Source organism: Pseudomonas sp. SCPG-7 (genome assembly GCF_002156405.1).
GTDB lineage: Bacteria > Pseudomonadota > Gammaproteobacteria > Pseudomonadales > Pseudomonadaceae > Aquipseudomonas > Aquipseudomonas parakoreensis.
The window spans coordinates 162,388-186,491 of sequence record NZ_MVOO01000008.1; the positions used below are offsets into that span (position 1 = coordinate 162,388).

Sequence of the window (24,104 nt, forward strand, 5' to 3'; positions counted from 1 at the left end):
TTCTGTTGGTCCGGTCCTTGTGGTGGCTGCACTGCCGCCTTCGCGAGCAAGCTCGCTCCCACAGGGGACTGATGCCTGACACAAATTCCATTAACAACCCGAAACCTGTGGGAGCGAGCCTGCTCGCGAAGGCGATATCCGCCACACCACAGGGTTCGAAGCTGTCAGATGTTCTGCCGATCACCCTTCGGATCGAAGAACACCGAAGAAACAATCTCCGCCTCGATCACGCTGCCATCAGCCAGCGGTGCAAACACCCGCTCGCCCATGCGCTTCAGACCGCCCTTGACCACACCCATGGCAAACGAATAGCCGAGGGAGTTGTGCGCGTAGCTGGAGGTCACGTGGCCGACCATGGTCATCGGGATCGCCTGCTTGGTGTTGAACACCAGTTGCGCACCTTCCGGCAGCCAGACGTTCGGGTCGATCGGCTTCAGACCCACCAGTTGTTTACGCTGATCCTTCACGCAATCTTCACGGTTCATGCCGCGCTGGCCGATCCACGAGAACGGTTTGGTGCGACCGACGCACCAGCCCATGTTCAGGTCGTCCGGAGTCATCGAGCCGTCGGTGTCCTGACCGACGATGATGAAACCCTTCTCGGCCCGCAGGACGTGCATGGTCTCGGTGCCGTACGGAGTCAGGTTGTACTGTTTGCCGGCCTCGACGATTTTCTCCAGCACGCCCATCGCGTAGTCGGCCTGGACGTTGACTTCGTACGACAGTTCACCGGTAAACGAGATACGGAACACCCGCGCCGGCACACCGCCGACCAGACCCTCTTTCCAGGTCATGAACGGGAACGCTTCGTTGGCCAGGTCGATGTCGGTCACGGCACTGAGCAGCTTGCGGCTGTTCGGCCCGGACAGGGTCATGGTCGCCCAGTGGTCGGTGACCGAGGTGAAGTAGACCTTCATCTCAGGCCATTCGGTCTGGTGGTACAGCTCCAGCCATTGCAGCACGCGCGCGGCGCCGCCAGTGGTGGTGGTCATGACGAAATGGTTGTCGGCCAGGCAGGCCGTCACGCCGTCGTCGAAGACCATGCCGTCTTCTTTGCACATCAGGCCGTAACGCGCCTTGCCCACGTCGAGCTTGGTCCAGGCGTTGGTGTACACGCGGTTGAGGAACTCACGGGCATCCGGGCCTTGAATGTCGATTTTGCCCAGGGTCGAAGCGTCGAGCAGGCCGACGCTGTCGCGCACGGCTTTGCATTCGCGCTTCACTGCGGCGTGCATGTCTTCACCGTTTTTCGGGAAGTACCATGGACGTTTCCACTGGCCGACGTCTTCGAACTCGGCGCCGTTTTTCAGGTGCCATTGATGCAACGCGGTGTAGCGTACCGGCTCGAAGATATGCCCACAGTGACGACCGGCTACCGCGCCGAACGTTACCGGCGTGTAGTTCGGGCGGAACATCGTGGTGCCCATCTGCGGGATGGTCACGTTCAGCGAGCGGGCAGCGATGGCCAGGCCGTTGACGTTGCCGAGCTTGCCCTGATCGGTGCCGAAACCCAGCGCGGTGTAGCGTTTGACATGTTCGACCGACTCGAAACCTTCGCGGGTCGCCAGTTCGATGGCGGCGGCGGTGACGTCGTTCTGCAGGTCGACGAATTGTTTCGGCGCCCGCGAAGTGCCCTTCTCGTGCGGCACCTGGAACAGCGCCAGGGTCGCTTCTTCGAGACGGCTCAGCGCTTTTGGCAGCGTGCCTTCGACCACCGCGAAACCGGCTTCACTGGCAGCGCGTGCGCCACCTTCGAAACCATCGGCCAGCGAATCTCCGAGGCCGTAAACGCCGTTGATGCCGCCGACGCACACACGCTTCTGCGGTGCTTCGCCCGGTACGAAACCGAGGATGTCTTCACGCCAAATCGGCTTGCCACCGAGGTGCGAAGCCAGGTGCACGACAGGGCTGTAACCGCCGGAACTGGCGATCACGTCGCAGTCGAGCCATTCGCCCGGGCTGGTCACGGTGTGCGCTTTGACGTCAATCGCGGCAACGCGGGCAGCGGTGACGCGCTTGCTGCCACGGGCCTCGATCACGGCGCTGCCGGTGAGGATGCGAATGCCTTTGGCACGGGCTTCTTCTACCAGTGCACCACGCGGATTGCTCCGTGCATCAGCAATGGCCACCACTTGCAGACTGGCGTCGAGCCAGTCCAGCGCCACGCGGTAGGCGTGATCGTTGTTGGTGGTCAGCACCAGCTTCTTGCCCGGTGCCACACCGTAACGGCGCACGTAAGTCGAGACCGCACCGGCGAGCATGTTGCCCGGCACGTCGTTGTTGCCGTAGACCAGCGGACGCTCGTGGGCGCCGGTCGCCAGCACCACACGCTTGGCGCGGACGCGGTGAATGCGCTGACGCACCTGGCCGATAGGCGCACGGTCACCGAGGTGATCGGTGAGGCGTTCGTGAATGGTCAGGAAGTTGTGGTCGTGGTAGCCGTTGACCGTGGCGCGCGGCAACAGCAGCACGTCCGGAGTGTTCTTCAGTTCAGCGATGACGCTGGCCACCCACTCGATCGCCGGTTTGCCGTCGAGGCTTTCGCGAGAATCGAGCAGGCTGCCGCCGAACTCTTCCTGCTCATCGGCGAGAATCACCCGCGCACCACTGCGCGCAGCCGCCAGGGCCGCGGCGAGACCGGCAGGGCCGGCGCCGACGATCAGCACGTCGCAGTGCTGGTTCATGTAGTCGTAGGTGTCCGGATCGACTTCGGTCGGCGAACGGCCCAGACCGGCAGCCTTGCGAATGTACTTCTCGTACGTCATCCAGAACGATTGCGGGTACATGAAGGTTTTGTAGTAGAAACCCGGCGGCATCAGCTTGCCGCCGACCTTGCCGAGAATGCCCATCATGTCGTTGTTGACGCTCGGCCAGCCGTTGGTGCTGGTGGCGACCAGGCCTTGGTACAGCGCCTGTTGCGTGGCGCGCACGTTGGGAATCTGCGTGGCTTCGGTGGCCCCGATCTGCAGCACGGCGTTCGGCTCTTCGGCACCGGCGGCGAAGATCCCGCGAGGACGCGAATACTTGAAGCTGCGGCCGATGATGTCGACGCCGTTGGCGATCAGTGCCGAGGCCAGGGAGTCGCCCTCGAAGCCTTTGTAGCTCTGACCGTTGAAGGTGAAGCTCAGCACTTTGTTGCGGTCGATCCGTCCACCGTTGGACAGGCGATTGGTCTGGCTCATACCTTCTCTCCCAGCGCCGTCGTGGCTGTTTTCGCCGAATCAGCCTTGTCGGTGAATTGCGGCTTGGTGCCGATCTTGTAGGTTTCGAGAATCTCGTAGGTCACGGTGTCGCGAGTGACGTTGAAGTACTGGCGGCAACCGGCGACGTGATCCCACAGCTCATGGTGCAGACCGCGCGGGTTGTCGCGGAAGAACATGTAGTCGCCCCACTCTTCATCGGTGCAGGCGTTCGGATCCAGCGGACGCGGAATGTGCGCCTGACCGGATGCATGGAATTCCTCTTCGGAGCGCAGTTCGCCGCAGTGAGGACAGAAGATATGCAACATGGGGATTTCTCCTGTTAGTGGGCGACGGCAGCAGCGCCGTGTTCGTCGATGAGTGCGCCGTTGTGGAAACGGTCGATGGAGAACGGTGCCGCCAATGGGTGCATTTCACCCTTGGCCAGACTCGCGGCAAACACGTTGCCCGAGCCAGGTGTGGCCTTGAAGCCGCCGGTGCCCCAACCGCAGTTGAAGAACATGTTCGGTACCGGGGTTTTCGAAATGATCGGGCAAGCGTCCGGCGTGGTGTCGACGATGCCGCCCCACTGGCGGTTCATGCGCACCCGCGACAGCACCGGGAACATCTCGACGATGGCCTGGATGGTGTGCTCGATCACCGGGTACGAACCGCGCTGGCCATAGCCGTTGTAGCCGTCGATACCGGCGCCGATCACCAGGTCGCCCTTGTCGGACTGGCTGATGTAACCGTGCACGGCGTTGGACATAATCACGCTGTCGATAATCGGTTTGATCGGCTCGGACACCAGCGCTTGCAGCGGGTGAGATTCGATCGGCAGACGGAAACCGGCGAGCTTGGCCATGTGTCCGGAGTTACCGGCGGTGACCACGCCGACGCGTTTGGCGCCGATGAAACCCTTGTTGGTTTCAACGCCGATGCACACGCCGTTTTCCTTGCGAAAACCGATGACTTCGGTCTGCTGGATCAGATCCACGCCCAAGGCGTCGGCGGCACGGGCAAAGCCCCAGGCCACGGCATCGTGACGAGCGACGCCACCACGACGCTGCACGGTCGCGCCCATCACCGGGTAGCGGGTGTTTTTCGAGCAGTCGAGGTACGGGATCTCGTCGGCCACTTGCTTGGCGTTGAGCAGTTCGCCGTCAACGCCGTTGAGGCGGTTGGCGCTGACCCGACGCTCGGAATCACGAATGTCCTGCAGGGTGTGGCACAGGTTGTAGACGCCGCGCTGGGAGAACATCACGTTGTAGTTCAGATCCTGCGACAGGCCTTCCCACAGTTTCATCGCGTGTTCGTACAGGTGCGCCGACTCGTCCCACAGGTAGTTGGAGCGCACGATGGTGGTATTGCGCGCGGTGTTACCGCCGCCCAGCCAGCCCTTCTCGACCACGGCGACGTTGGTGATGCCGTGCTCTTTCGCCAGGTAGTAGGCGGTCGCCAGACCGTGCCCGCCACCGCCGACGATGACCACGTCGTAGACCTTCTTCGGCGTCGGCGTGCGCCACATGCGCTGCCAGTTCTCGTGGTGGCTGAGGGAGTGTTTGAAGAGGCCGAAGCCCGAATAGCGTTGCATAGTCATTTACTCCAAACCGCTCAGCGATAAACCGGGTAGTCGGCGCACAGTGCCGCGACGTTCTTGGCCACATTCGCTTCAACGTCGGCGTCACCGAGGTTGTCGAGGATGTCGCAGATCCAGCCGGCCAGCACTTCGCACTGGGCGACCTTGAAGCCGCGGGTGGTGACGGCCGGGGTGCCGATACGCAGGCCCGAGGTCACGAACGGCGACTGCGGGTCGTTCGGCACGGCGTTCTTGTTGACGGTGATGTGCGCACGGCCGAGGGCAGCGTCAGCATCTTTGCCGGTCAGGCCCTGACGGATCAGGCTGACCAGGAACAGGTGGTTGTCGGTACCGCCGGAGACTACATCGTAGCCACGTTTGATAAACACGCTGGCCATCGCCTGAGCGTTGTCGATCACTTGCTGCTGATAGGCCTTGAAGCCTGGCTCCAGCGCTTCCTTGAAGCACACGGCTTTACCGGCGATGACGTGCATCAGCGGGCCGCCTTGGGCGCCGGGGAATACCGCGGCGTTGAGCTTTTTCTCGATCTCTTCGTTGGACTTGGCCAGGATCAGCCCGCCACGTGGACCGCGCAGGGTCTTGTGGGTAGTGGTGGTGACCACGTCGGCGTACGGCAGCGGATTCGGGTACAGGCCAGCAGCGACCAGACCGGCAACGTGGGCCATGTCGACGAACAGCAGCGCACCCACTTTGTCGGCGATCTGGCGGAAGCGCGGGAAGTCCAGCGTCTTCGAATAAGCAGAGAAACCGGCAACGATCATCTTCGGCTTGCACTCGACGGCCAGACGCTCAACTTCGTCGTAATCGATCAGCCCGGTGTCGGTGTTGATCCCGTACTGCACCGCGTTGTACAGCTTGCCCGAGGACGAGACTTTCGCGCCGTGGGTCAGGTGACCGCCATGAGCGAGGCTCATACCGAGAATGGTGTCGCCCGGCTGGATCAGTGCCAGATACACGGCGCTGTTGGCCGAGGAACCGGAGTGCGGCTGGACGTTGGCGTAATCGGCACCGAACAGTTGCTTGGCGCGTTCGATGGCCAGCGCTTCGACTTTATCCACATGCTCGCAACCACCGTAGTAGCGCTTGCCCGGATAACCTTCGGCGTATTTGTTGGTCAGGCCGCTGCCTTGCGCTTGCATCACGCGTTTGCTGGTGTAGTTCTCCGACGCGATCAGCTCGATGTGATCTTCCTGACGTTGCTCCTCGGCATTCATCGCCGCCAGCAGTGCATCGTCGTAACCCTGGATCTGGTCTTGCTTGCTGAACATCGCGTCTCTCCCAGCGGCGTCGGTGCGCCATTTCGTCTTGGTCAGGCACGCGGCTTGCGGAGGTGCCCTTTGATGCGATGGTATGGCCGGCGCAGACAGCCCAGATGCCTACGGACGCCACACAAAGGTGCGTTTACGACATGGCTCGAAATGGTCTTGCCAGACTCGATCTCGAAAACACTGAAGAACCCTGTGGGAGCTGGCTTGCCAGCGACGGCGATAGCACATCTGGCATTGATGACGGCTGACCCACCGCTATCGCTGGCAAGCCTGCTCCCACAGGGTTATGCGGCGACTTGGCGGATAAGTAGCAGCAGGAGGAAATGTGCAGGATAGAGGGCATAGCCCCAGCGTCGCATTGGCGGTGACTGGAGATGTCGCGCATGTCGCAACAGGAACATCCCGAGCAATGGCGCAATCAGACACGCCGCGATACCAAACACCGCCACGTAGTTGCCGAACTGCGCCGCCTCATACAGCACCCGCCACTGATTGCCCGCCAGACACACCAGCCCCGGCAGCAGGCCGAAATACCAGGGGCGACGGATCACCCACAGCAGCGCCAGCGGCAACAGCACGCCAAATATGCCGAACATCAGCCACTGCGAAAACAGCGCCGCCAGCAGCAAGGCGCCCGCGCCCAAAAGCCGCGACAACACCGTACGATCCTGCCAGCCCCGCACCACCAGCAACCCCAGCGCCAGAGTGGGCATCACGTTCAAGGTGTCGGGATCGGGAATGTACAAGCGGTAAGGAATCTCGCTGACCAGACTGAACAGCAGCAACCAGCCCAGATAACGCCACTCGGTCTTCTGCGCACCGGCCCGGGCCAGGTTCGCCGCCATCGCCAGACAGAACCACGGGAATGCCATGCGCCCCGGCACATACAGCCAATCGGCGCTGATCCCGACATATCGCAGGTGATCGAGCAGCATGCTCAGCAGCGCCAGCCACTTGAGCAGATCCAGCGCGCCGTCGCGTTTAGTCACGTGCATAATCGGGTAACAAACTGGTAATTTCCTGACAGTGACATCCCGTGTGCTCCCCGGAAGATCTTCGGTAAAGTGCGCACCCTCATTGACCACGAGCCTTCACAAGAGTCTCGACCACGGAAGCCGGCCATGACCGACAAGAGCCAACAATTCGCCAGCGACAACTACTCCGGCATCTGCCCCGAAGCCTGGGCCGCCATGGAACAGGCCAACCACGGCCACCAGCGCGCTTATGGCGACGATGAATGGACCGCACGTGCGGCCGACCATTTCCGCAAGCTGTTCGAAACCGACTGCGAGGTGTTCTTCGCGTTCAACGGCACTGCCGCCAACTCGCTCGCACTGTCGTCGCTGTGCCAGAGTTACCACAGCGTGATCTGCTCGGAAACCGCCCACGTCGAAACCGACGAATGCGGCGCGCCGGAATTCTTCTCCAACGGCTCGAAACTGCTGATCGCCGGCACCGAAAACGGCAAGATCACCCCGCAGTCGATCCGCGAAGTCGCGCTCAAGCGCCAGGACATCCACTACCCGAAACCACGGGTCGTGACCCTGACCCAGGCCACTGAAGTCGGCAGCGTCTATACCCCGGAAGAAGTCCGCGCCATCAGCGCCACCTGCAAGGAACTGGGCCTGCACCTGCACATGGACGGCGCGCGCTTCTCCAACGCCTGCGCGTTCCTCGGCTGCTCGCCAGCCGACCTGACCTGGAAAGCCGGCGTCGATGTGTTGTGCTTCGGCGGCACCAAAAACGGCATGGCGGTGGGTGAGGCAATCCTGTTCTTCAACCACAAACTGGCCGAAGACTTCGATTACCGCTGCAAACAGGCCGGGCAACTGGCGTCGAAAATGCGCTTCCTCTCGGCACCGTGGGTCGGCATCCTCGAAAACGACGCCTGGCTCAAATACGCCCGCCACGCCAACCACTGCGCGCAACTGCTGGCCGAGCTGGTCAGCGACATCCCGGGTGTGGAACTGATGTTCCCGGTGCAGGCCAACGGCGTGTTCCTGCAACTCTCGGAACCGGCCATCGCCGCGCTGACCGCCAAGAACTGGCGCTTCTACACCTTCATCGGCAAGGGCGGCGCGCGTTTCATGTGCTCGTGGGACACCGAAGAAGAACGTGTGCGCGAACTGGCCCGCGATATCCGCGAAGTGATGTCCGCCTGATTCCTTGGCAAATGAACGCCTGTAACGAGTTGCTCCCCTGTGGCGAGGGAGCTTGCTCCCGCTGGGCTGCGTAGCAGCCCCCAAAACCTGAGTAGGCGGTTCGTCAGACAAACCGCATTGCCTGGGTTTACGACTGCTGCGCAGCCGAGCGGGAGCAAGCTCCCTCGCCACAAGTTCACTTCGCCGCCCCTATCGCGCCAGCTGCTTGGGCTACATTGTCTGTCGAGCCCTCCGCTCACATAACAACAAGCAGGAGCATCGGCATGTCGCTACAAGGCAAAACCCTGTTCATCACCGGCGCCAGCCGTGGCATCGGGCGTGAGATTGCGCTGCGGGCCGCGAAGGACGGGGCCAATATCGTGATTGCGGCCAAGAGCGCCGAAGCCCATCCGAAATTGCCGGGCACCATCCACAGCGTCGCCGCAGAAGTCGAAGCGGCCGGCGGCAACGCCTTGGCGCTGCAACTGGATGTACGTGATGAAGACGCGGTGCGCCGTGCGCTGGCCCAGGCCAACGCGCATTTCGGTGGCATCGATGCGCTGGTGAACAATGCCGGGGCGATCAAGTTGACCGGTGTGCAACACATCGAACTCAAGCGGTTCGACCTGATGCACCAGATCAACACCCGCGCCGTGTTGCTGTGCAGCCAGGCCGCCCTGCCCTATCTGAAGAAATCCGCCGGGCACATCCTCAACCTGTCGCCGCCACTGAATCTGGCGAGCAAATGGTTCGCCCAGTACAGCCCTTACACCGTGACCAAGTACGGCATGAGCATGCTGACGGTGGGCATGAGCGAGGAATTCGCCAGTTACGGCATCAGCGTCAATTCGCTGTGGCCGCAGACGATGATTGCCACGGCGGCGATCGAGTTTCAGCTGGGGAACCGCGAGTCGTTCAAGCATGCGCGCCTGCCTTCGATCATGGCGGATGCGGCGCACGTGATTCTGAATAGCAGCCAGCGGCAGATCACTGGACGACTGCTGATCGACGAAGAAATTTTGCGTGAGCACGGCGTGACTGAATTCGATCACTACCGATTCGAACCGGACAGTAATGCAACCCTGATGCCTGACTTGTTCGTGGATTGAATCCCCCTGTAGGAGCTGCCGAAGGCTGCGATCTTTTGATCTTGCTTTTAAGATCAAGATCAAAAGATCGCAGCCTTCGGCAGCTCCTACAGGGATCCGGCTCAGAATTCGATTCTGACGTCGCCTTTAGGCACGCTGCAGCACGACAGAATGTACCCCTCGGCCTCGTCGTCCTCGGTAATCCCGCCGTTGTGCTCCATCTCCACTTCGCCGCCCAGTTTCATCACCTTGCACGTGCCGCAAATGCCCATGCCGCAAGCTTTCGGAATCATCAGGCCCAGCTTGGCCGCCGCTGCATGCACGGTTTCGCCCGGGGCCACGCGAATGCTCTTGCCGGAGGCGGTGAACTCGACCTGATGCAGATCCGCCGCATCGATTTCCGGTGCCTCGGCGGCCTGTTCGGCTTGCTCCACCGCGTCGGCGCGGGCTTCAGGAGGAGTCGCACCGAAGGATTCCTCGTGATAACGCGACATGTCGTAGCCGGCGGCTTCGAGCAGGCGCTTGACGGCGGTCATGTACGGCGTCGGGCCGCAGCAGAACACTTCGCGCTCAAGGAAGTCGGGAACCATCAGCTCCAGCATCTTGTGATTGAGGTAGCCGCGATAGCCGGCCCACGGCTCGCCCAGCCCGTGTTTCTCGCAGATCAGGTGCAGGCTGAAGTTGTCGATCCGCGACGCCATGTGCTCCAGCTCGCGGTGATAAATGATGTCTTTCGGCGAGCGGGCGCTGTGGATAAAGGTCATGTCGACATTGGCGTTGGTGTCGTAGAACCAGCGCGCCATCGACATGCACGGGGTGATCCCCACACCACCGCTGAGATACAGCACTTTCGGGCTCGGGAAGTCGATGGCATTGAACAGCCCGACCGGCCCGTGCACCGCCAGCTCCTGGCCTTCATGCAGGGTGTCGTGCAACCAGTTGGAAACCTTGCCGCCCGGCACGCGCTTGATGGTCACCGAGAAGCTGTACGGCACCGACGGCGAACTGGAGATGGTGTACGAACGCATGATCGGCTGACCGTCGATTTCCAGCTCCAGGGTTACAAACTGCCCAGGCTTGAAGAAGAACAGGATCGGCTGGTCGGCCATGAAGCAGAAGGTGCGTACGTCCCAGGTTTCCTGGATGACTTTGACGCAACGGACGATGTGTCGGCCATTGGCCCAGGTCTGGGTGGTGACCGGATTCAGGAAGCTGTTGGACATGCTGTTCTCCACGGCCGACTGTCGGCCTTCATGTGGCGATTCTGCGTATAGCGTGAACCGCCCGTTTACCTATCCGCGACATCGGCATACTTATCGCGACCAGCCCCCAACCACCGGGGGTTGCGCGTCGGGAACAGATTGCACCATGTCGCCCATGGATAAGGTTCCGGGCAGCGCCGGCCCCACACTCGCCACACACCAAGACGAATTCTTTACACCTTGCGTAGCAACCCTGATCAGCCACTTTCGCCGGCCACGCAGATGGCCTTGAGGATCACATTGATGGACACCGCAAAAATCAGCCTGGGCGACCCGCTGGAACCCGCACGCAAGGCCACCGCACAGATGCTGCAGGAGCGCGAACGTACTTTTTCGCTGCCGCAGCCGTTCTATAACGATGAACGCCTGTTCGATATCGACATGCAGGAAATCTTCCAAAAGGAATGGTTGATCGCCGGCATGACCTGCGAGATCCCGGCCAAGGGCAACTACATCACCCTGCAGATCGGCAAGAACCCGATCATCGTCATTCGTGGCGCCGAGGGTGTGGTGCATGCGTTCCACAACGTCTGTCGCCACCGAGGCTCGCGCCTGTGCACCAGCGACAAGGGCAAGGTTGCCAAACTGGTCTGCCACTACCACCAATGGACCTACGAGCTGGACGGTCGCCTGCTGTTCGCCGGTACCGAGATGGGCGCCGACTTCGACATGAAGCAGTACGGCCTCAAACCGGTGAACGTGAAGACGGCCGGCGGCTACATCTTCATCAGCCTGGCGGAAAACCCGCCGGCCATCGATGACTTCCTGTCGACGCTGAACCACTACATGGAACCGTACGACATGGAGAACACCAAGGTGGCAGTGCAAACCACCTTGATGGAAAAGGCCAACTGGAAACTGGTGCTGGAAAACAACCGCGAGTGCTACCACTGCGGCGGCTCGCACCCTGAATTGCTGAAAACCCTGCTGGAATGGGACGACGTCACCGACCCGCGCGCCGATCAGGCGTTCAAGGATCACGTTGCCGCGTCTGCTGCTGCCTGGGAAGCCGAGAAAATCCCTTACGCCCACGCCAGTTTCGGCCTGCGCAACCGCATCGTGCGCATGCCGCTGCTCAAGGGCACCGTGTCGATGACCATGGACGGCAAACAGGGCTGCGCCAAGCTGATGGGCCGGATCAAGAATCCGGACCTGGGTTCGATGCGCATTCTGCACCTGCCGCACTCGTGGAACCACTGCATGGGCGACCACATCATCGTGTTCACCGTGTGGCCGATCAGCGCCCAGGAAACCATGGTTACCACCAAATGGCTGGTGCACAAGGACGCCGTCGAAGGCGTGGATTACGACGTCGAACGCATGCGCCAGGTGTGGGACGCGACCAACGACCAGGACCGGCGTCTGGCCGAAGAAAACCAGCGCGGGATCAACTCCACGGCTTATCAGCCGGGGCCGTACTCGAAGACCTATGAGTTTGGCGTGGTCAACTTCGTGGACTGGTACAGCGAGCGGATGCTGAACAACCTCGGGGCCGAGCCGGCGCCGTACCTCAAAGGCGTGCCTGTTCAGGGCTAAAAGCATCGCTGGCAAGCCAGCTCCCACAGTGGTCGATGGTGTTTACAGATACCGTGTACACCGCAAAACCTGTGGGAGCTGGCTTGCCAGCGATAGCGTCATCACTGTCATCGCATCACTTCGATGACCACCTCAAACTGCCATCCTCCCCAATAAACTCCTCAAAAATCTCCTCCCCCACCAGCCGGATTTTCGCGTACCCATTCAGCACCCGCAGCGGATAGTCCGGATCGTTCGCGTCCTGCGTCTCCGAAAACAGCACCCGCGAATGGCCGTTCAGCTCGCTGGTGGTGCCATAGGGAATGGCTCCGTGGCCGGCACAACGCGCATGCAGTCCGCCCTGGGCGGCGTAAACGATGCCGTTGTGCAGATGCCCCCAATACCAGTAATCAGGCTCGCGCCCCAGCGCATCGCACACCGGTTGATACAGCGCGGTCTTGTGGTGCCCGGTGATGTCGAAGCCCTGATGGTGGCTGAGCACCATGAGTTTCTTGCGTTTCGGCAAGCCCTTCATCCACTCGATCTGCGGTTTGTTCAGGGTGCCGTCCATGTACAGGTTCATGACATCCGAAGCGTACGCGGTGTCCAGCCCGACAATCAGCCAGTCGTCGTTGATCAGGGCAAAGTAGCTGGTGCCCTGCTGCCCCGGAAAACGCGCGGCCAGTTCCTTGAAGTAACCGTGGGCGCCGCTGTACATCTCGTGGTTGGAATTGAGGGTGAACGAGCCGTGGGTGCCCATCGGCCAGCCCGCCATGTCGGTGTCTTCCTGGGAGTGGCTGCCAGCGTAATAAACGTCCCCCAGGTGAATGGTGAAATCGGCATTGGCCCGTTGCATCTGGTTGGCCACCGACACCGCCGGCGCGTGGCTGTTGAACGGCCCGGTGCCCCAGTCACCGGCAATCGCCAGCGTCACTTCGCGATCCATGGTCACCATTGCCGGGTCAGTGCCGAAGGTCGCGTGATGGCGCAGGTTTTCGATCCACTTGAGCAGCGCCTCGCTCCACAGCAGATCCAGCAGTTCCCATTTGCGACATCCCAGCAGCGTGCCGTCCTTGAGCACCTTGGTCTGCAATTGATCGGGCGATTGCGGCAACGGCGTGGCATTGCCGATGCGCAGGATCGACAGACCGTGGGACAACTCCCACGGCACCGCCGGTCCGTCGTCCGGCAGCTCGCCATTTTTCAGCACGTATTGCGCCTGATCGTGGCCGCGCTGGAGCAACTTGATGATGGCCTGGAACTCCTCGGGTTCCAGTTCGCTGATGAGCTTCATCCAGGCCATTTCCACTCGCGTGAACAGGCCGTGCAAACGCACCTTTACCTTGTCGTACTCATGCTTCAGATGACCGACCGCTGACATGGCGTAATCCTCTATCCGTAGGGGTTCACAGGGTTTTCATGAATTCGATCAACGCACGCTTGTCGTCGTCCGACAGCGTGGTGCCATACAGGTGACCGCTGTTGTGGTTGCCCTCCAGCCGCGTGTCGTATTTGAAGTCCGCCGAGGCTTTGGCCTGGGCACCCGTGGTGACAAAACCGACGTTGACCGGGTCGTAGACATCGGAGCCGGTGATGAACACCACCGGGCGTTTTTCCGGCGGTTGCAGCAAGTCCCACAGGGTCGGCACCGAACCGTTGTGCAGGTACGGCGCGCGCAGCCAGATGCCATCGGTCGGCGTGTTGCTGTAGCTCTGGGTCTTGCGATAAGCGCCGAAGTCGAACGGCGGTTTCTTGAAGGTGTGGAACGCCGTCACCAGACCGGTGGTGAATGAGTCCAGCCGATGTGGATCGGTGCCGAGCTGATCGATGTTGGTGGTCACTTGCCCGGTGTCGGCGCGACCGAAGTCGTGGCACGCGGCGCAATTGGCGTCCCAGATTGGTTTGCCCTGGGCGACCTTGGCCTGATCCAGTGCCCACGGCCACGCCGGCGCCTTGTGCCCGAGCAGCCAGTTGGTCACCCGGTTGAAGCTCGGCGGCAGCACCGATTCCGGGGTCGCGCCCACGGCCATTGCAGCGGCGTAGTTGCGTTCGTGGATCTTGTTGTTATTGCCGTCCCAATGCAGGTACATCGATTCCCGCGGCTTCTGGTTCCAGACTTGCGGCAGGTCGACGGTGCCGATGGTCGAGTCATCCGGGAAGCCGAACACCACCATTTTCGTCGGGTTGAAGGTGTCGGTGCGACCCGGGCCCTGTTGCGGCCGCAGCTTCTGCCAGGCGTAGGCCTGCTTCTGTTTGAGCAAAGCGCTTTTCGCCATCGGGATGATCAGGTAGCGGTTGTAGAGCTTCTCGAAAAAACCCAGCTGGAATTTGCCGTTGATCGCCGCCATTACTGCATCGGTGGTGAATTTCGGGTCGCTGGCACAATCGTAGGCGAACCACTGAAAGGCTTGCAGTTGCAGGGTGTTGGCCGGCGCGCTGGGCACGTTGACCGCGACGTCGCTGGCATTGGCCCGGTAGGAGCCGGTGTGACACAGCGCGCAGTTCGGTTCCACGGTCGGGTAGCCGATCTGCCGCTTGGCCATGCCGATCGGCAGGTCCTTGCCGTTCTCATAGAGAAAGCCGAAGACCTCCCAGCCGCCGGGCTTGGGCAGTTTTTCCGGGCACATCTGCGGCAGTACGGCGAACAGGTAATACGGGATCCGCGCTTCGATACCCAGGCCAATCGCGGCGTATTTGTAGTGATCCTCGTCGGAGGCGTATTCCTGCTCCGGCACAACCCGCAGCATCTGGTACCAGGTCTCGTAACCGATAAACCCCAATACCGCGACAACCACCAGCGTGCCGACCTTGAAGGCGTGGCTCTGCCATTGCCGCGCCCAGGCAGCACGCCACTCGCGACAGCCATCGCACAGCAGCGCCCATGGCCGGTTCGCGGGCGTGGTGCCGAGGTACAGCAGAATGCCGAGGATCAGGAAAAAGCTCAGATCGCCCAGCAGCATCGGCACGAACACCGAGCCTTGGCTGCTGGTGTTGATCAGGTAAATCCAGAACACCACGGCGATCAGCCGCGTCAGTACGCACAGCCAGGAATGCACCACATAGCGCGGCGCGTTGAAGCCCGACGGCATGTAAAACACGCTGATGCCCACCAGCAGCATCCCGGCGTTTTCCAGCCACGGGTCGGAGAGTTGCGGCGGCAGACCGACCACCGATGTCAGCAACCCCGGCGCGAACAGCGCCGGGATCGCGAACACCATGTTCATCGCAATGCCGAGCCAGATGAAGCGTTGAAACCAGCGGATGTAGCTGTCCATGTCTTCCATTTCCTTGTGCAGACCTTAGGAGAGTCCCTCTGTGTGATGAGCTTTTGTGGCGAGGGAACTTGCTCCCGCTCGGCGGCGAAGCGTCGTAAACCCGGCAAATGCGGTGTTTCAGGAAAACCGCACGCTCAGATTTTGGGGCCGCTTCGCAGCCCAGCGGGAGCAAGCTCCCTCGCCACAGGAAAACCTCATCAACCGAGGGCCGTTTTCTCCAGGTGTTCAAGGATGAGCGGGTACACATCCACCACCGCGTTCTTGCCGAACATGCAGTCGATGTGGCCGTAACCTGGCACTACGTGCCGGCTGTAGCGTTCCGGCCCGTGGACTGCGCAGACGCGCTGGTAGGTCTTGAGGGTGCTTTCCGGCAGATAACACTGGTTCTCCGCGCCGCTGATAAAGCAGATCGGCATCGTCAGCCGCTCGAAGTGCGGCATATACACATCGTTGCCCTTGAAATCCACCAAATGCCCTTTGCGCACGATCAGCGCCAAATGCTCGAAGGTCTCGATGTTCGACTCGCCGAACAGTTCATGCAGGTTGTCGTGCAGGGTTTCGTTAAGGGTGTCGTGGCGGTACAACGAGGCGTACATGAAGGTGATGCGGTGGCACACCGGGTTGGTGCAATAACCCTGCGCTTCGATCCGCGCGTAGCCGTTGAGGGCTTTGTCGTAGAGGCGGTTGAACCAGTTTTCCTTGCTGTCGGCGTAAGCGGTCATCGATTTGATACCGATCGCATCGAGCATCCCCGGCAAGTGCAGGCCGGCCTTCAACCCGGTGGCCGTGGCGACCACGGTGTCAGCGGCAATCTGCGAGCAGACCACCGAACGCACGCCTCGCAACCCCGCCAACAGCGACATGAAGAACGTCGTCGCACCGTAGCAATGCACCACGCATTGCACGTCTTTGGCCTGGGTCTCTTGCTGAATCTGCGCGATGGCAGCCTTGAAGTCGTACTGGGCGATCTGGTCGCCGTTCCATTCCTTCTTGCTCGCCGGCAACAGAATGCTTACCCGGAAATCCAGCAGCCACACGTCATAGTCGTGCTTGCACAAGTACTCCAGCAGGTTGGTCTGGATGGTGTCGGTGGAAAAGATATTCGAACCGACACCCAAGCCATGCACCAGCATCACCGGGCCTTTGCTGCCGGCCTGATAACGGGTCAGGCGCAGTTCGACGCCGTCCTCGGTGGGGAAGAAATGCACCGCCGGGGTTGGCGCATCCAGCGGCCGTTTCAGGCGTGGCGGCGCGTCGGGGTTGAAGTATTTGTCACCGGCAAACACCCCGCCGTAACTCTCCCAGAGAATCCCGGCGAAAAACTTGCCGAAGCGCGCCAGGCCTTCGATGCGCTCACGCTCGTTGCGCGCATTGAGCACTTTCATGGTGGTCATCTGCTTGGCGAAATCGGTCGGATGAATGTGCATCACCCCGGAGCCGATCACCTCGCCCGACTTGTCCGACCCGCGATACAGCGTCACGTACAGGGTGCTGGTGTCGTGCCAGATATTCAGCACGCCGTTGTCTTCCGGCACGGTTTTGAAGGCGCTGAAGTAATAGTCGCTGCCGTCCTCGGCGGTCAGTTTCATGTCGTATTTCATGTGCCGCGTGTCGACCTGCTGCTCGAACTGTTCGAACAGGTTGAACACGCCGTTGCTGGCGGTCAGCGGTTGCGACGACAGCGCCGGGGCGTTGACCGTGCCGACGATGGTCGCGGCATGTTGCGGCTCCTTGATCATCCGGTTGAGGTCGTTGGCGGTGATGGTCAGGGTGAAGTCGATGGGCGAGTTGTCCGCCTCGCCGCGTTTGGCCGCCGCTTCGTAGACTTTCAGATCGGTGCTTTGTGCGGCGGTGAAAGCGCGGGAGAAATAGCCCTTCATGGTTTCGGTGAACTGCACGCCGAGGGTCGGCGGGGCCACCTGTTTGCGCGGTGCCGAGGGCAGTGTGTAGTCAATGTGCCAACCCCGGTCAGCGGCGAGCAGGCCCATGTTGCGCTCGCTCACGGCGGAGATGGTCAGCAGCGGATTGACCGCCAGCGAGGTCGGGATCACCGCGCCGTCCGTCACGTAAAGACTGGCGTAGACATCGGTGCCGGCCGCGCCGCTGAACACCTGGCCCTTGTGATTGACCACGCCTTGCGCCGCGTCTTCACCCATCACGCAACCGCCCAGCGGATGCACCGAGACGATGCTGTGCTTGAGCAGCTGGGTCCAGATCGGGTTCTCGACCCAGACCCCGCCCAGTGCCTTGGTGCTCTGGTATAGACGTTCGTTGCCGAGCTTGAAGTTTTCCTGCTCGCCGACGCCCGGCCAGTCGATGCGCAACTGGTCCTTGTTGTCGAGCAGCATCCGGCCCTGGCCACTGTCGTGGCTCATGATCAGGTAGGTCTGCATGTTGTGCAGCGCGCCGTAATACGGGCCGCGCAGGAAACTTTCGGCCTCGCGCTCCTTGTAGCCAAGCTTGCCACTGAAACTGTCGTCGGTGGCCTTGCCGATCATCTCGGCAAACCCGGCCATCGCCGGCACCATTGGCCGGCCGAGCGCGCCGGGGATCGAACCCTCCTCGATGACCATGCGGCTGCGCCAGTCACCTTCGGTGCGCATGTCGATGACCGAGGTGATGCACGGGCCGACCGGTTGCAGCTCTTTGGCCGAATGCGCGCCGAAGCCGATGCCGTTGATGGTCTGCTCGCAGTTGTGGCCGAAGCCGAGAATGTCACCGTTACCGCTCATGTTCTGACCGAGCTGGCCGGACATCACCAGGCCTTTGTCCCGCGAACGCAACAGAATCTCGGTGGAACCCAGGGTGCCGGCAGACACCACCACGATGTCGGCTTTCACGAACAGCGTCGGTGCGTCGAATTTCTCGCGACCGCTGTCGAGGTACTGGAAGTGCACGATCCAGCCATCGCCGTCGCGCTCCAGATGACGCACTTCGGCCTGGCAGAAAATCTCCGCGCCGTGGTTCCAGGCATCCGGCAGATAGTTCATCAGCGTGGTGTTCTTGGCCTTGTTGTTACAGCCCGATACACAGTCGCCGCACTGGTTGCACGGCAGTTGTTCGACGCCGACGTGGTTGAGATTGTTCGGCAGTTTGTCGAAGGTCACGTTGATCGGTGGCTTGTAGAAATGCGCGCCTTGCTTGAGGTAGTCCGCCGACTTTTTGTTGGCGTCGAGCTTGGGCAAGTTCGGTGCGCTGTTCGGGTACGGATTCGGTTTGAGCATTTCCCGGGCGCGGGCGTAACCGTCCTTGAGCAAGGTATCGCGGTGTTCGCGTACCGCTTGCGGCCAGCGCGGGTCGTCGAACACCCCGGGCTCAGGCTCCAGTGCCACGTTGGCGTTGATCAACGACGTACCGCCGAGTCCACAACCCACCACCACATTCTGCTGGGCATTCACGTGCAGATCGAACAGGCCGGTGCGCGAGCCAATGTGGCCGTCCGGGTCATGCACCTGCAGCTCTTCAGTCGCGGCGATCATGGTGTTGGGGTATTCGCCGGGCTGAATTTCCCGCCCGCGTTCGAGCAGGCACACCTGCTTGCCGGCCCGGGACAGGCGCGACGCAGCAATGCCGCCGCCATAGCCGGAGCCGATAACGATCACGTCATAGTGTTCCTTGATTTCACTGATGGGCGTTGCGATGCGTGTCATGAGGGTGTTCCTCTCTCAGGCAGATGGGGCAACTCTGCGGTTGCCTGCAATCAATGGGCGAACGGGCACCTGGCCTCCGGGTCGAGCCCGGCGACAGCACAGCGGTTAAAGCAGGAGGTCGCTACAGACGAGCGCGTTGATTGGCCGCACGACGTAACGTGCGCTTGCGTGGCGAGGGGGGATGGCGATGTGGGCGGCTATCCATCATGCGTTCTCCCAGAACCAGATGTGGATAAGTGACGGCTGTCCTTGTGCCATTGCAGTGAAGACAGCGCAGGAATCGAAGTCAAGGCAACGCCTTAGAACTGTATGAAATCTGATCAATTGCTGTTTGGACTATGGCCGGCGGGGCTTGCAGGGTTTGGCGAACAAGTTATCCACATAGGCACCCACAGCAAATGGGGGTAACTGTGGTTGACTGGAAAAATAACTGGCTGATTTGTGAAGAAAAATCGTGACTTATCCAGAATGATGGTTTGCCAGACACATTGGCTATTTTTTGATCAAGTCTTTGTAAGCCACGGTTTTCATGGCTTGTAGAGGATGGCGAACACGTTATCCACAGAAGCGCCAACAGAGATCGGGGGTAACTTTGTCTTGTCTGTGGAAAAGCGTTAGAGGGTGTGTGAAATCGGGGGGTGCGTGGGAATTTTGCGCAGAAACAGCTGATTTGATTGTTTTTTGATCAATTCTTCGCAGGCCACGGTTGGTATGGGTCTCAGCGGATAGCGAACATCTTATCCACAGAAGCGCCAACAGAGAATGGGGGCAACTTGCTCAGTTATCCAAGAGAAAAAGTCCAGAAAATCCGTGACTTAGGCTGGTTGTTTTTTGATCGCAGCGCTGTAAGGCTTGATTGGCGTGGGGTGCGGGCAAAGGCAAACACGTTATCCACAGATCCGCCAACAGGGATTGTGGGTAAACACTACCCCTCACCCCAGCCCTCTCCCAAAGGGAGAGGGAGCCGACCGCATCGCCTGTTCAAACTCCACCGACCTGAACGAACATTGTGATCTCAGGCTTGGCCAGACCAAGGTCACTGCGCAATCGCAGGTCGATGTAATTAGCCAATACCACTCGGTCGGTCCCCTCTCCCTCCGGGAGAGGGCTAGGGTGAGGGGCTTTTCAGCGAACAACCCCTTCTTCGATCAGTAGTTTGAGGATCGCTTCAGCGCCGGCCTGCGCGGTGACACCCTTGAGCACTTGTCCACCGCCGCCACTGGCTTTGGCGGTGGCAGCTTTCATCCGGTCTGCCCCGCTCTTGGCCTTGATCACCTTCAGACGTTTCGGCCGTGGCTTGGCCGGTTGCAACGTAGCAACCGCCAGCAGTTCATCGTCCAGCACTTCCACGTCTTCGGCATTGAGCACACCGCGCCGCGCCGGGCCGTAGGCGCTCTGCCGTGGGTTGGGTGCGGCGTTATCCACAGTCGCCAGAAACGGCAGCTTCACTTTGAGACGCCGCCGCTGCCCACGGGGCAAGGCTTGCAGCACCAGCGCCGAGCCGTCGCTGATCGATTCGACCTGCGCCAGTCCTACCACCAGCGGCCAGCCCAGTCCTTCGGCGAGCAGGAACGGCAACATGCCCGAGCCTTCGCCGGTTTCCGCCTGCGTGCCGGTCAGCACCACCTGGGCGCCGGCATCGCGCAGGTACGCGGTCAGCGCCGGCAACGCGTCGGCGCCAGCGGGTTGCTCCAGCACGTGCATCTGCGCGAGTCCCATGCCCAGATAGGCGCGCAGCGCCGGTTCGGCAACGTCCCCGGCGTGCAGCACTTGCAGGTTATCCCCAGCCAGTTGCAGGCCCAGTTCCACGGCGCGCGCGTCCTGTTCGGCACGGCGTGGCCGGCCCGAGGTCGGGTGGGCGCCGATGGAGACCAGGCTGATGACATTGGTGTTCATAACTGTGTCCTTCCCTTAAGCCGCATCGCGCTTGGCGTCGTTGCGGTAAGCCGCTACCGCCGCGATCAAGGCTTGAAGAATCTCCGCGCTCTCGCCGATCACCGACAGGTCGGCGCGTTTGATCATGTCGCATCCCGGGTCGAGGTTGATCGCCACCACCTTGTCGCAGGCACCGATGCCCTGCAGGTGCTGGATCGCCCCGGAGATACCCACAGCCACATAAACCCGTGCGGTGACCCAGGTACCGGACGCGCCGACCTGCCGGTCGCGGGTCATGAAGCCGTCGTCCACGGCCACCCGCGAGGCGCCTTCGGTGGCGCCGAGCGCCGCCGCCGTCTCGTGAAACAGGGCCCAGTCCTTGACCCCGTTGCCGCCGGAGAAAATGAACTCGGCTTCGGCCATCGGAATGGCCGCCGGGTCCACCGCCACCGCGCCCAGATCTTCGATCCGCGACAGGCTGCGCGCCACAGGTGTGGATAACTCCACCGGCAGCGCTTCGTGACGGGTTTCGCTGACCGGTTCGGCGCATTCGGCCGAGGCCAGAATCAGCCGAGCGACCGGACGGGCAAGATCCTGCAAGCCGGCACCGGCGCGGCCGATGCACTCCTGTTCCTTGACTTGCCAAACCCGTGTGGCTGGGCGTTCGCCCAGCGCAGCAGCAAAGCGCCGACCCAGTTCGCCGCCACCGCTGCGGCTGTCCGGCAGCAGCCAGTGGCGCGGGTTGAACTGGTTATCCACAGCCCGCAGGCCCTGGATTCGTTGCTCCGGTGCATAACCGCTGAACTCTTCGCCTTCCAGCACCAGCAAGCGGTCAACGCCCGCCGTGGCGAAAGCGTTTTCCTTGTGCTCTGCGAATACCACCGCCAGCACCGCGCCATCGCTGCCGGCCAGTTGATGCGCCAGGCCCAGCAAGTCGCGGTCGTGACTGCTCAAGCGGCCGCCGACCATGTCCGGCACCACGCTGATGTAGAACGCCGGGGCCGGTACCTGATGCAGCGGCAGTTGCACTTCAACCGTGGCCGAGCGTTTCACCGCCCCGCCCTGTTGCGCGCCGCTGCGGTCGATACGCTTGATGCCGTTGGGGCCGATGAAACCGATGCCGTGCAGGTTCTTGCGGATAATTCCGTTGGGGCCCATCCAGCTGTGTTGCGCCGGTTGCATGGCCGCGTGCAGCGGGTGCAAACGGTTACGCGCAATCCATTCGGCGCGTGGGTCGCGGCGGATAATGTCGCTCATCAGTGGGCCTCCGCAGGTTCACGTTTGGCCGGCGTGGCAGGCTTGTCTGGCGCGGCATCTTCAAGCAGCGCGTCGGCCACCAGTTCGGCGATGTCCTTGATCAGCGGACGCGGTTCGACCACGCCTTCGAGCATCGCCGTACACTGTGGACAACCCACGGCCACCAGCTCGGCGCCGGTCTCGCGGATGTCTTCCATGCGCATGTCAGGAATCCGCTGCTTGCCCGGAATGTCAGTGATCGGCGCACCGCCACCACCGCCGCAGCAGCGCGAGCGGAAGCCGGAACGTTGCATCTCTTTGACCTCGATGCCGAGGGCGCGCAGCACTTCACGCGGCGCCTCGTATTCGCCGTTGTAGCGACCGAGGTAGCACGGGTCGTGGTAGGTCACGCTGTTGCCTTTGTGCTGACCAAGGTTCAGCGCACCGGCCTGAATGATTTCCGCCATGTAGGTGCTGTGGTGCTGCACCAGGTAGTTGCCGTCGAACGCGCCGTACTCGTTTTTCAGCACATGGAAACTGTGCGGATCGCAGGTGACGATGCGGTTGAAGCGGTATTTGGCCAGGGTCTGGACATTGCGTTTGGCGAGTAACTGGAACGTCGCTTCGTCACCGAGACGTCGGGCCACGTCGCCGCTGTCGCGCTCTTCGAGGCCGAGCACTGCGAAGTCGATTTTCGCGGCTTTCAGCACTTTGACGAACGCGCGCAAGGTGCGCTGGTTGCGCATGTCGAAGGCACCGTCGCCGACCCAGAACAGCACGTCGGTGGACTTCTTCTCGCTGAGCAGATTGAGGTTCAGATCCGCCGCCCAGTTCATCCGCCCGCCCGGGGCGAAACCGCCGGGGTTGTCGGTGGCGATCAGGTTTTCCAGGACTTCGGCGCCCTTGTTCGGGGTCGCGCCTTTTTCCAGCGTCAGGTGGCGGCGCATGTCGACGATGGCGTCGACGTGCTCGATCATCATCGGGCACTCCTCGACGCAGGCGCGGCAGGTGGTGCACGACCACAAGGTTTCGGCATCGACCAGACCGTTGACGATCGGTTGATGCGGATTGCCGCTGTGTTCACCGATTGGCTTGCCCGGATAAGGGCTACCGGCAAACTTCGCGTCAGTGCCGCCAGCCAGGCCGACGACCATATCCTGAATCAGCTTCTTCGGGTTCAGCGGCTGGCCCGCAGCAAAGGCCGGGCACGCGGCTTCGCACTTGCCGCACTGCACGCAGGCGTCAAAACCGAGCAACTGGTTCCAGGTGAAATCCTTGGGTTTTTCCACGCCGAGCGGCGCGCTGGGATCATTCAGATCCAGCGGTTTCAAACCAGTGGAACGACCGCCGCCAAAGCGCTCGGCGCGACGGTGCCAGGCCAGGTGCAGGGCACCGGCGAAAGCGTGCTTCATCGGCCCGCCCCAGGTCATGCCGAAGAACAATTCCGACACGCCCCACAAAACGCCGATCCCGAGAATCGCCGCGAGCAGCCAGCCGCCGAAGTTCTCCGGGAGGATCCCGGCCACCGGCAAGGTCACCAGAAAGAACGACGCCGAGAACGCCAGCAGGCTTTTCGGCAACCGCATCCACGGGCCTTTCGACAGCCGCGACGGCGGGTTGAGCCGACGCCGATAAACGAAGATTGCCCCGACGAACATCACTGCCGTCATCAGCAGCAACGCATAGCCGAGGATGCGGTTATGCAGGCCGAAACCATGCACCAGAATCGCCAGCACGATCGACGCCACCGCACCACCGGCCGTGGCGACGTGGGTGTTGGCGATGTATTTGTCCCGCGCCACCACGTGGTGCAGGTCGACCATGTAACGCTTGGGCATGGCGAACAGGCCGCCGATCAGATCGACCTTCGAGGCCCGGCCCCGACGCCACATGGCCACCCGCCGCAACGCGCCCAGCACCGCAAGGGCCAGGGCTGCGAACAACAGGATTGGAAGAAGGGTGTTCAACATGGTGAAGCTCCCAAAGACCGCAGAGTCTTGCAGGTCGAGATGCCT

At 61.6% G+C, this 24,104-nt stretch carries 15 protein-coding genes; 3 read left to right on the forward strand and 12 right to left on the reverse strand.

Annotation, left to right across the window (positions count from 1 at the left end; translation table 11 throughout):
• Positions 1–164: 164 nt before the first annotated feature.
• The 5 genes from B1722_RS16890 to B1722_RS16910 form a co-directional block, all read right to left on the reverse strand.
• The gene (locus B1722_RS16890; protein WP_086793566.1) at positions 165–3,182 is read right to left on the reverse strand and encodes a sarcosine oxidase subunit alpha; all 3,018 of its coding nucleotides are present in this window, start codon (positions 3,180–3,182) and stop codon (positions 165–167) included.
• On the reverse strand, positions 3,179–3,508 hold the full coding sequence (locus tag B1722_RS16895; protein ID WP_047596487.1) for a sarcosine oxidase subunit delta: 330 nt from the start codon (positions 3,506–3,508) through the stop codon (positions 3,179–3,181). Before B1722_RS16895 ends, B1722_RS16890 begins: the two co-directional genes overlap by 4 nt.
• A gap of 14 nt (positions 3,509–3,522) precedes the next feature.
• Positions 3,523–4,773: a sarcosine oxidase subunit beta gene (locus tag B1722_RS16900; RefSeq protein WP_003206307.1), complete on the reverse strand. Its 1,251-nt coding sequence runs from the start codon at positions 4,771–4,773 to the stop codon at positions 3,523–3,525.
• 20 nt (positions 4,774–4,793) lie between these two features.
• A complete protein-coding gene (gene glyA / locus B1722_RS16905; RefSeq protein WP_007962601.1) occupies positions 4,794–6,047 on the reverse strand; it encodes a serine hydroxymethyltransferase in 1,254 nt (417 codons plus the stop codon).
• A gap of 284 nt (positions 6,048–6,331) precedes the next feature.
• Positions 6,332–7,042, reverse strand: coding sequence for a TraX family protein (locus tag B1722_RS16910; RefSeq protein WP_086793568.1), 711 nt, complete (start codon positions 7,040–7,042; stop codon positions 6,332–6,334).
• Between the two features lie 126 nt (positions 7,043–7,168).
• Between B1722_RS16910 and B1722_RS16915 the strand changes: the two genes are divergently transcribed.
• Both B1722_RS16915 and B1722_RS16920 read left to right on the forward strand, forming a co-directional pair.
• Positions 7,169–8,209, forward strand: a complete 1,041-nt coding sequence (locus B1722_RS16915; RefSeq protein ID WP_016772826.1) for a low specificity L-threonine aldolase — start codon at positions 7,169–7,171, stop codon at positions 8,207–8,209.
• Positions 8,210–8,472: 263 nt separating this feature from the next.
• A complete protein-coding gene (locus tag B1722_RS16920; protein ID WP_041069892.1) occupies positions 8,473–9,297 on the forward strand; it encodes an NAD(P)-dependent oxidoreductase in 825 nt (274 codons plus the stop codon).
• Between the two features lie 101 nt (positions 9,298–9,398).
• Here B1722_RS16920 and gbcB read toward each other — a convergent pair whose 3' ends face one another.
• A complete protein-coding gene (gbcB, locus tag B1722_RS16925; protein WP_041069889.1) occupies positions 9,399–10,499 on the reverse strand; it encodes a glycine-betaine demethylase subunit GbcB in 1,101 nt (366 codons plus the stop codon).
• Between the two features lie 282 nt (positions 10,500–10,781).
• Between gbcB and gbcA the strand changes: the two genes are divergently transcribed.
• Positions 10,782–12,074, forward strand: coding sequence for a glycine-betaine demethylase subunit GbcA (gbcA, locus tag B1722_RS16935; protein ID WP_041069886.1), 1,293 nt, complete (start codon positions 10,782–10,784; stop codon positions 12,072–12,074).
• Between the two features lie 115 nt (positions 12,075–12,189).
• On the opposite strand, the gene B1722_RS16940 is transcribed toward gbcA, so the two are convergent.
• The 6 genes from B1722_RS16940 to dgcB all read right to left on the reverse strand — a co-directional run bounded on the left by B1722_RS16940 (position 12,190) and on the right by dgcB (position 24,059).
• On the reverse strand, positions 12,190–13,434 hold the full coding sequence (locus tag B1722_RS16940; protein ID WP_041069883.1) for a metallophosphoesterase: 1,245 nt from the start codon (positions 13,432–13,434) through the stop codon (positions 12,190–12,192).
• 25 nt (positions 13,435–13,459) lie between these two features.
• Entirely contained in the window at positions 13,460–15,328 is a 1,869-nt protein-coding gene (locus B1722_RS16945; protein WP_086793570.1) for a hypothetical protein, read from the reverse strand.
• Between the two features lie 197 nt (positions 15,329–15,525).
• Complete coding sequence (locus B1722_RS16955; RefSeq protein WP_086793575.1) at positions 15,526–18,978, reverse strand: GMC family oxidoreductase N-terminal domain-containing protein; 3,453 nt, start codon at positions 18,976–18,978, stop codon at positions 15,526–15,528.
• Positions 18,979–20,103: 1,125 nt separating this feature from the next.
• Complete coding sequence (locus tag B1722_RS16960) at positions 20,104–20,874, reverse strand: electron transfer flavoprotein subunit beta (RefSeq protein ID WP_086793577.1); 771 nt, start codon at positions 20,872–20,874, stop codon at positions 20,104–20,106.
• A gap of 15 nt (positions 20,875–20,889) precedes the next feature.
• Positions 20,890–22,110 carry an electron transfer flavoprotein subunit alpha/FixB family protein gene (locus B1722_RS16965; protein ID WP_086793580.1) on the reverse strand — a complete coding sequence of 407 codons (1,221 nt, stop codon included), beginning with the start codon at positions 22,108–22,110 and terminating at the stop codon, positions 20,890–20,892.
• A complete protein-coding gene (dgcB, locus tag B1722_RS16970; RefSeq protein ID WP_086793582.1) occupies positions 22,110–24,059 on the reverse strand; it encodes a dimethylglycine demethylation protein DgcB in 1,950 nt (649 codons plus the stop codon). Before dgcB ends, B1722_RS16965 begins: the two co-directional genes overlap by 1 nt.
• Between the last annotated feature and the right edge of the window lie 45 nt (positions 24,060–24,104).

What these genes read in the sequence shown, in the direction of transcription:
- B1722_RS16890 (WP_086793566.1), bottom strand. Translation starts at nt 3,182, where the DNA reads ATGAGCCAGACCAATCGCCTGTCCAACGGTGGACGGATCGACCGCAAC.
- B1722_RS16895 (WP_047596487.1), bottom strand. Translation starts at nt 3,508, where the DNA reads ATGTTGCATATCTTCTGTCCTCACTGCGGCGAACTGCGCTCCGAAGAG.
- B1722_RS16900 (WP_003206307.1), bottom strand. Translation starts at nt 4,773, where the DNA reads ATGCAACGCTATTCGGGCTTCGGCCTCTTCAAACACTCCCTCAGCCAC.
- glyA (WP_007962601.1), bottom strand. Translation starts at nt 6,047, where the DNA reads ATGTTCAGCAAGCAAGACCAGATCCAGGGTTACGACGATGCACTGCTG.
- B1722_RS16910 (WP_086793568.1), bottom strand. Translation starts at nt 7,042, where the DNA reads ATGCACGTGACTAAACGCGACGGCGCGCTGGATCTGCTCAAGTGGCTG.
- B1722_RS16915 (WP_016772826.1), top strand. Translation starts at nt 7,169, where the DNA reads ATGACCGACAAGAGCCAACAATTCGCCAGCGACAACTACTCCGGCATC.
- B1722_RS16920 (WP_041069892.1), top strand. Translation starts at nt 8,473, where the DNA reads ATGTCGCTACAAGGCAAAACCCTGTTCATCACCGGCGCCAGCCGTGGC.
- gbcB (WP_041069889.1), bottom strand. Translation starts at nt 10,499, where the DNA reads ATGTCCAACAGCTTCCTGAATCCGGTCACCACCCAGACCTGGGCCAAT.
- gbcA (WP_041069886.1), top strand. Translation starts at nt 10,782, where the DNA reads ATGGACACCGCAAAAATCAGCCTGGGCGACCCGCTGGAACCCGCACGC.
- B1722_RS16940 (WP_041069883.1), bottom strand. Translation starts at nt 13,434, where the DNA reads ATGTCAGCGGTCGGTCATCTGAAGCATGAGTACGACAAGGTAAAGGTG.
- B1722_RS16945 (WP_086793570.1), bottom strand. Translation starts at nt 15,328, where the DNA reads ATGGACAGCTACATCCGCTGGTTTCAACGCTTCATCTGGCTCGGCATT.
- B1722_RS16955 (WP_086793575.1), bottom strand. Translation starts at nt 18,978, where the DNA reads ATGACACGCATCGCAACGCCCATCAGTGAAATCAAGGAACACTATGAC.
- B1722_RS16960 (WP_086793577.1), bottom strand. Translation starts at nt 20,874, where the DNA reads ATGAACACCAATGTCATCAGCCTGGTCTCCATCGGCGCCCACCCGACC.
- B1722_RS16965 (WP_086793580.1), bottom strand. Translation starts at nt 22,110, where the DNA reads ATGAGCGACATTATCCGCCGCGACCCACGCGCCGAATGGATTGCGCGT.
- dgcB (WP_086793582.1), bottom strand. Translation starts at nt 24,059, where the DNA reads ATGTTGAACACCCTTCTTCCAATCCTGTTGTTCGCAGCCCTGGCCCTT.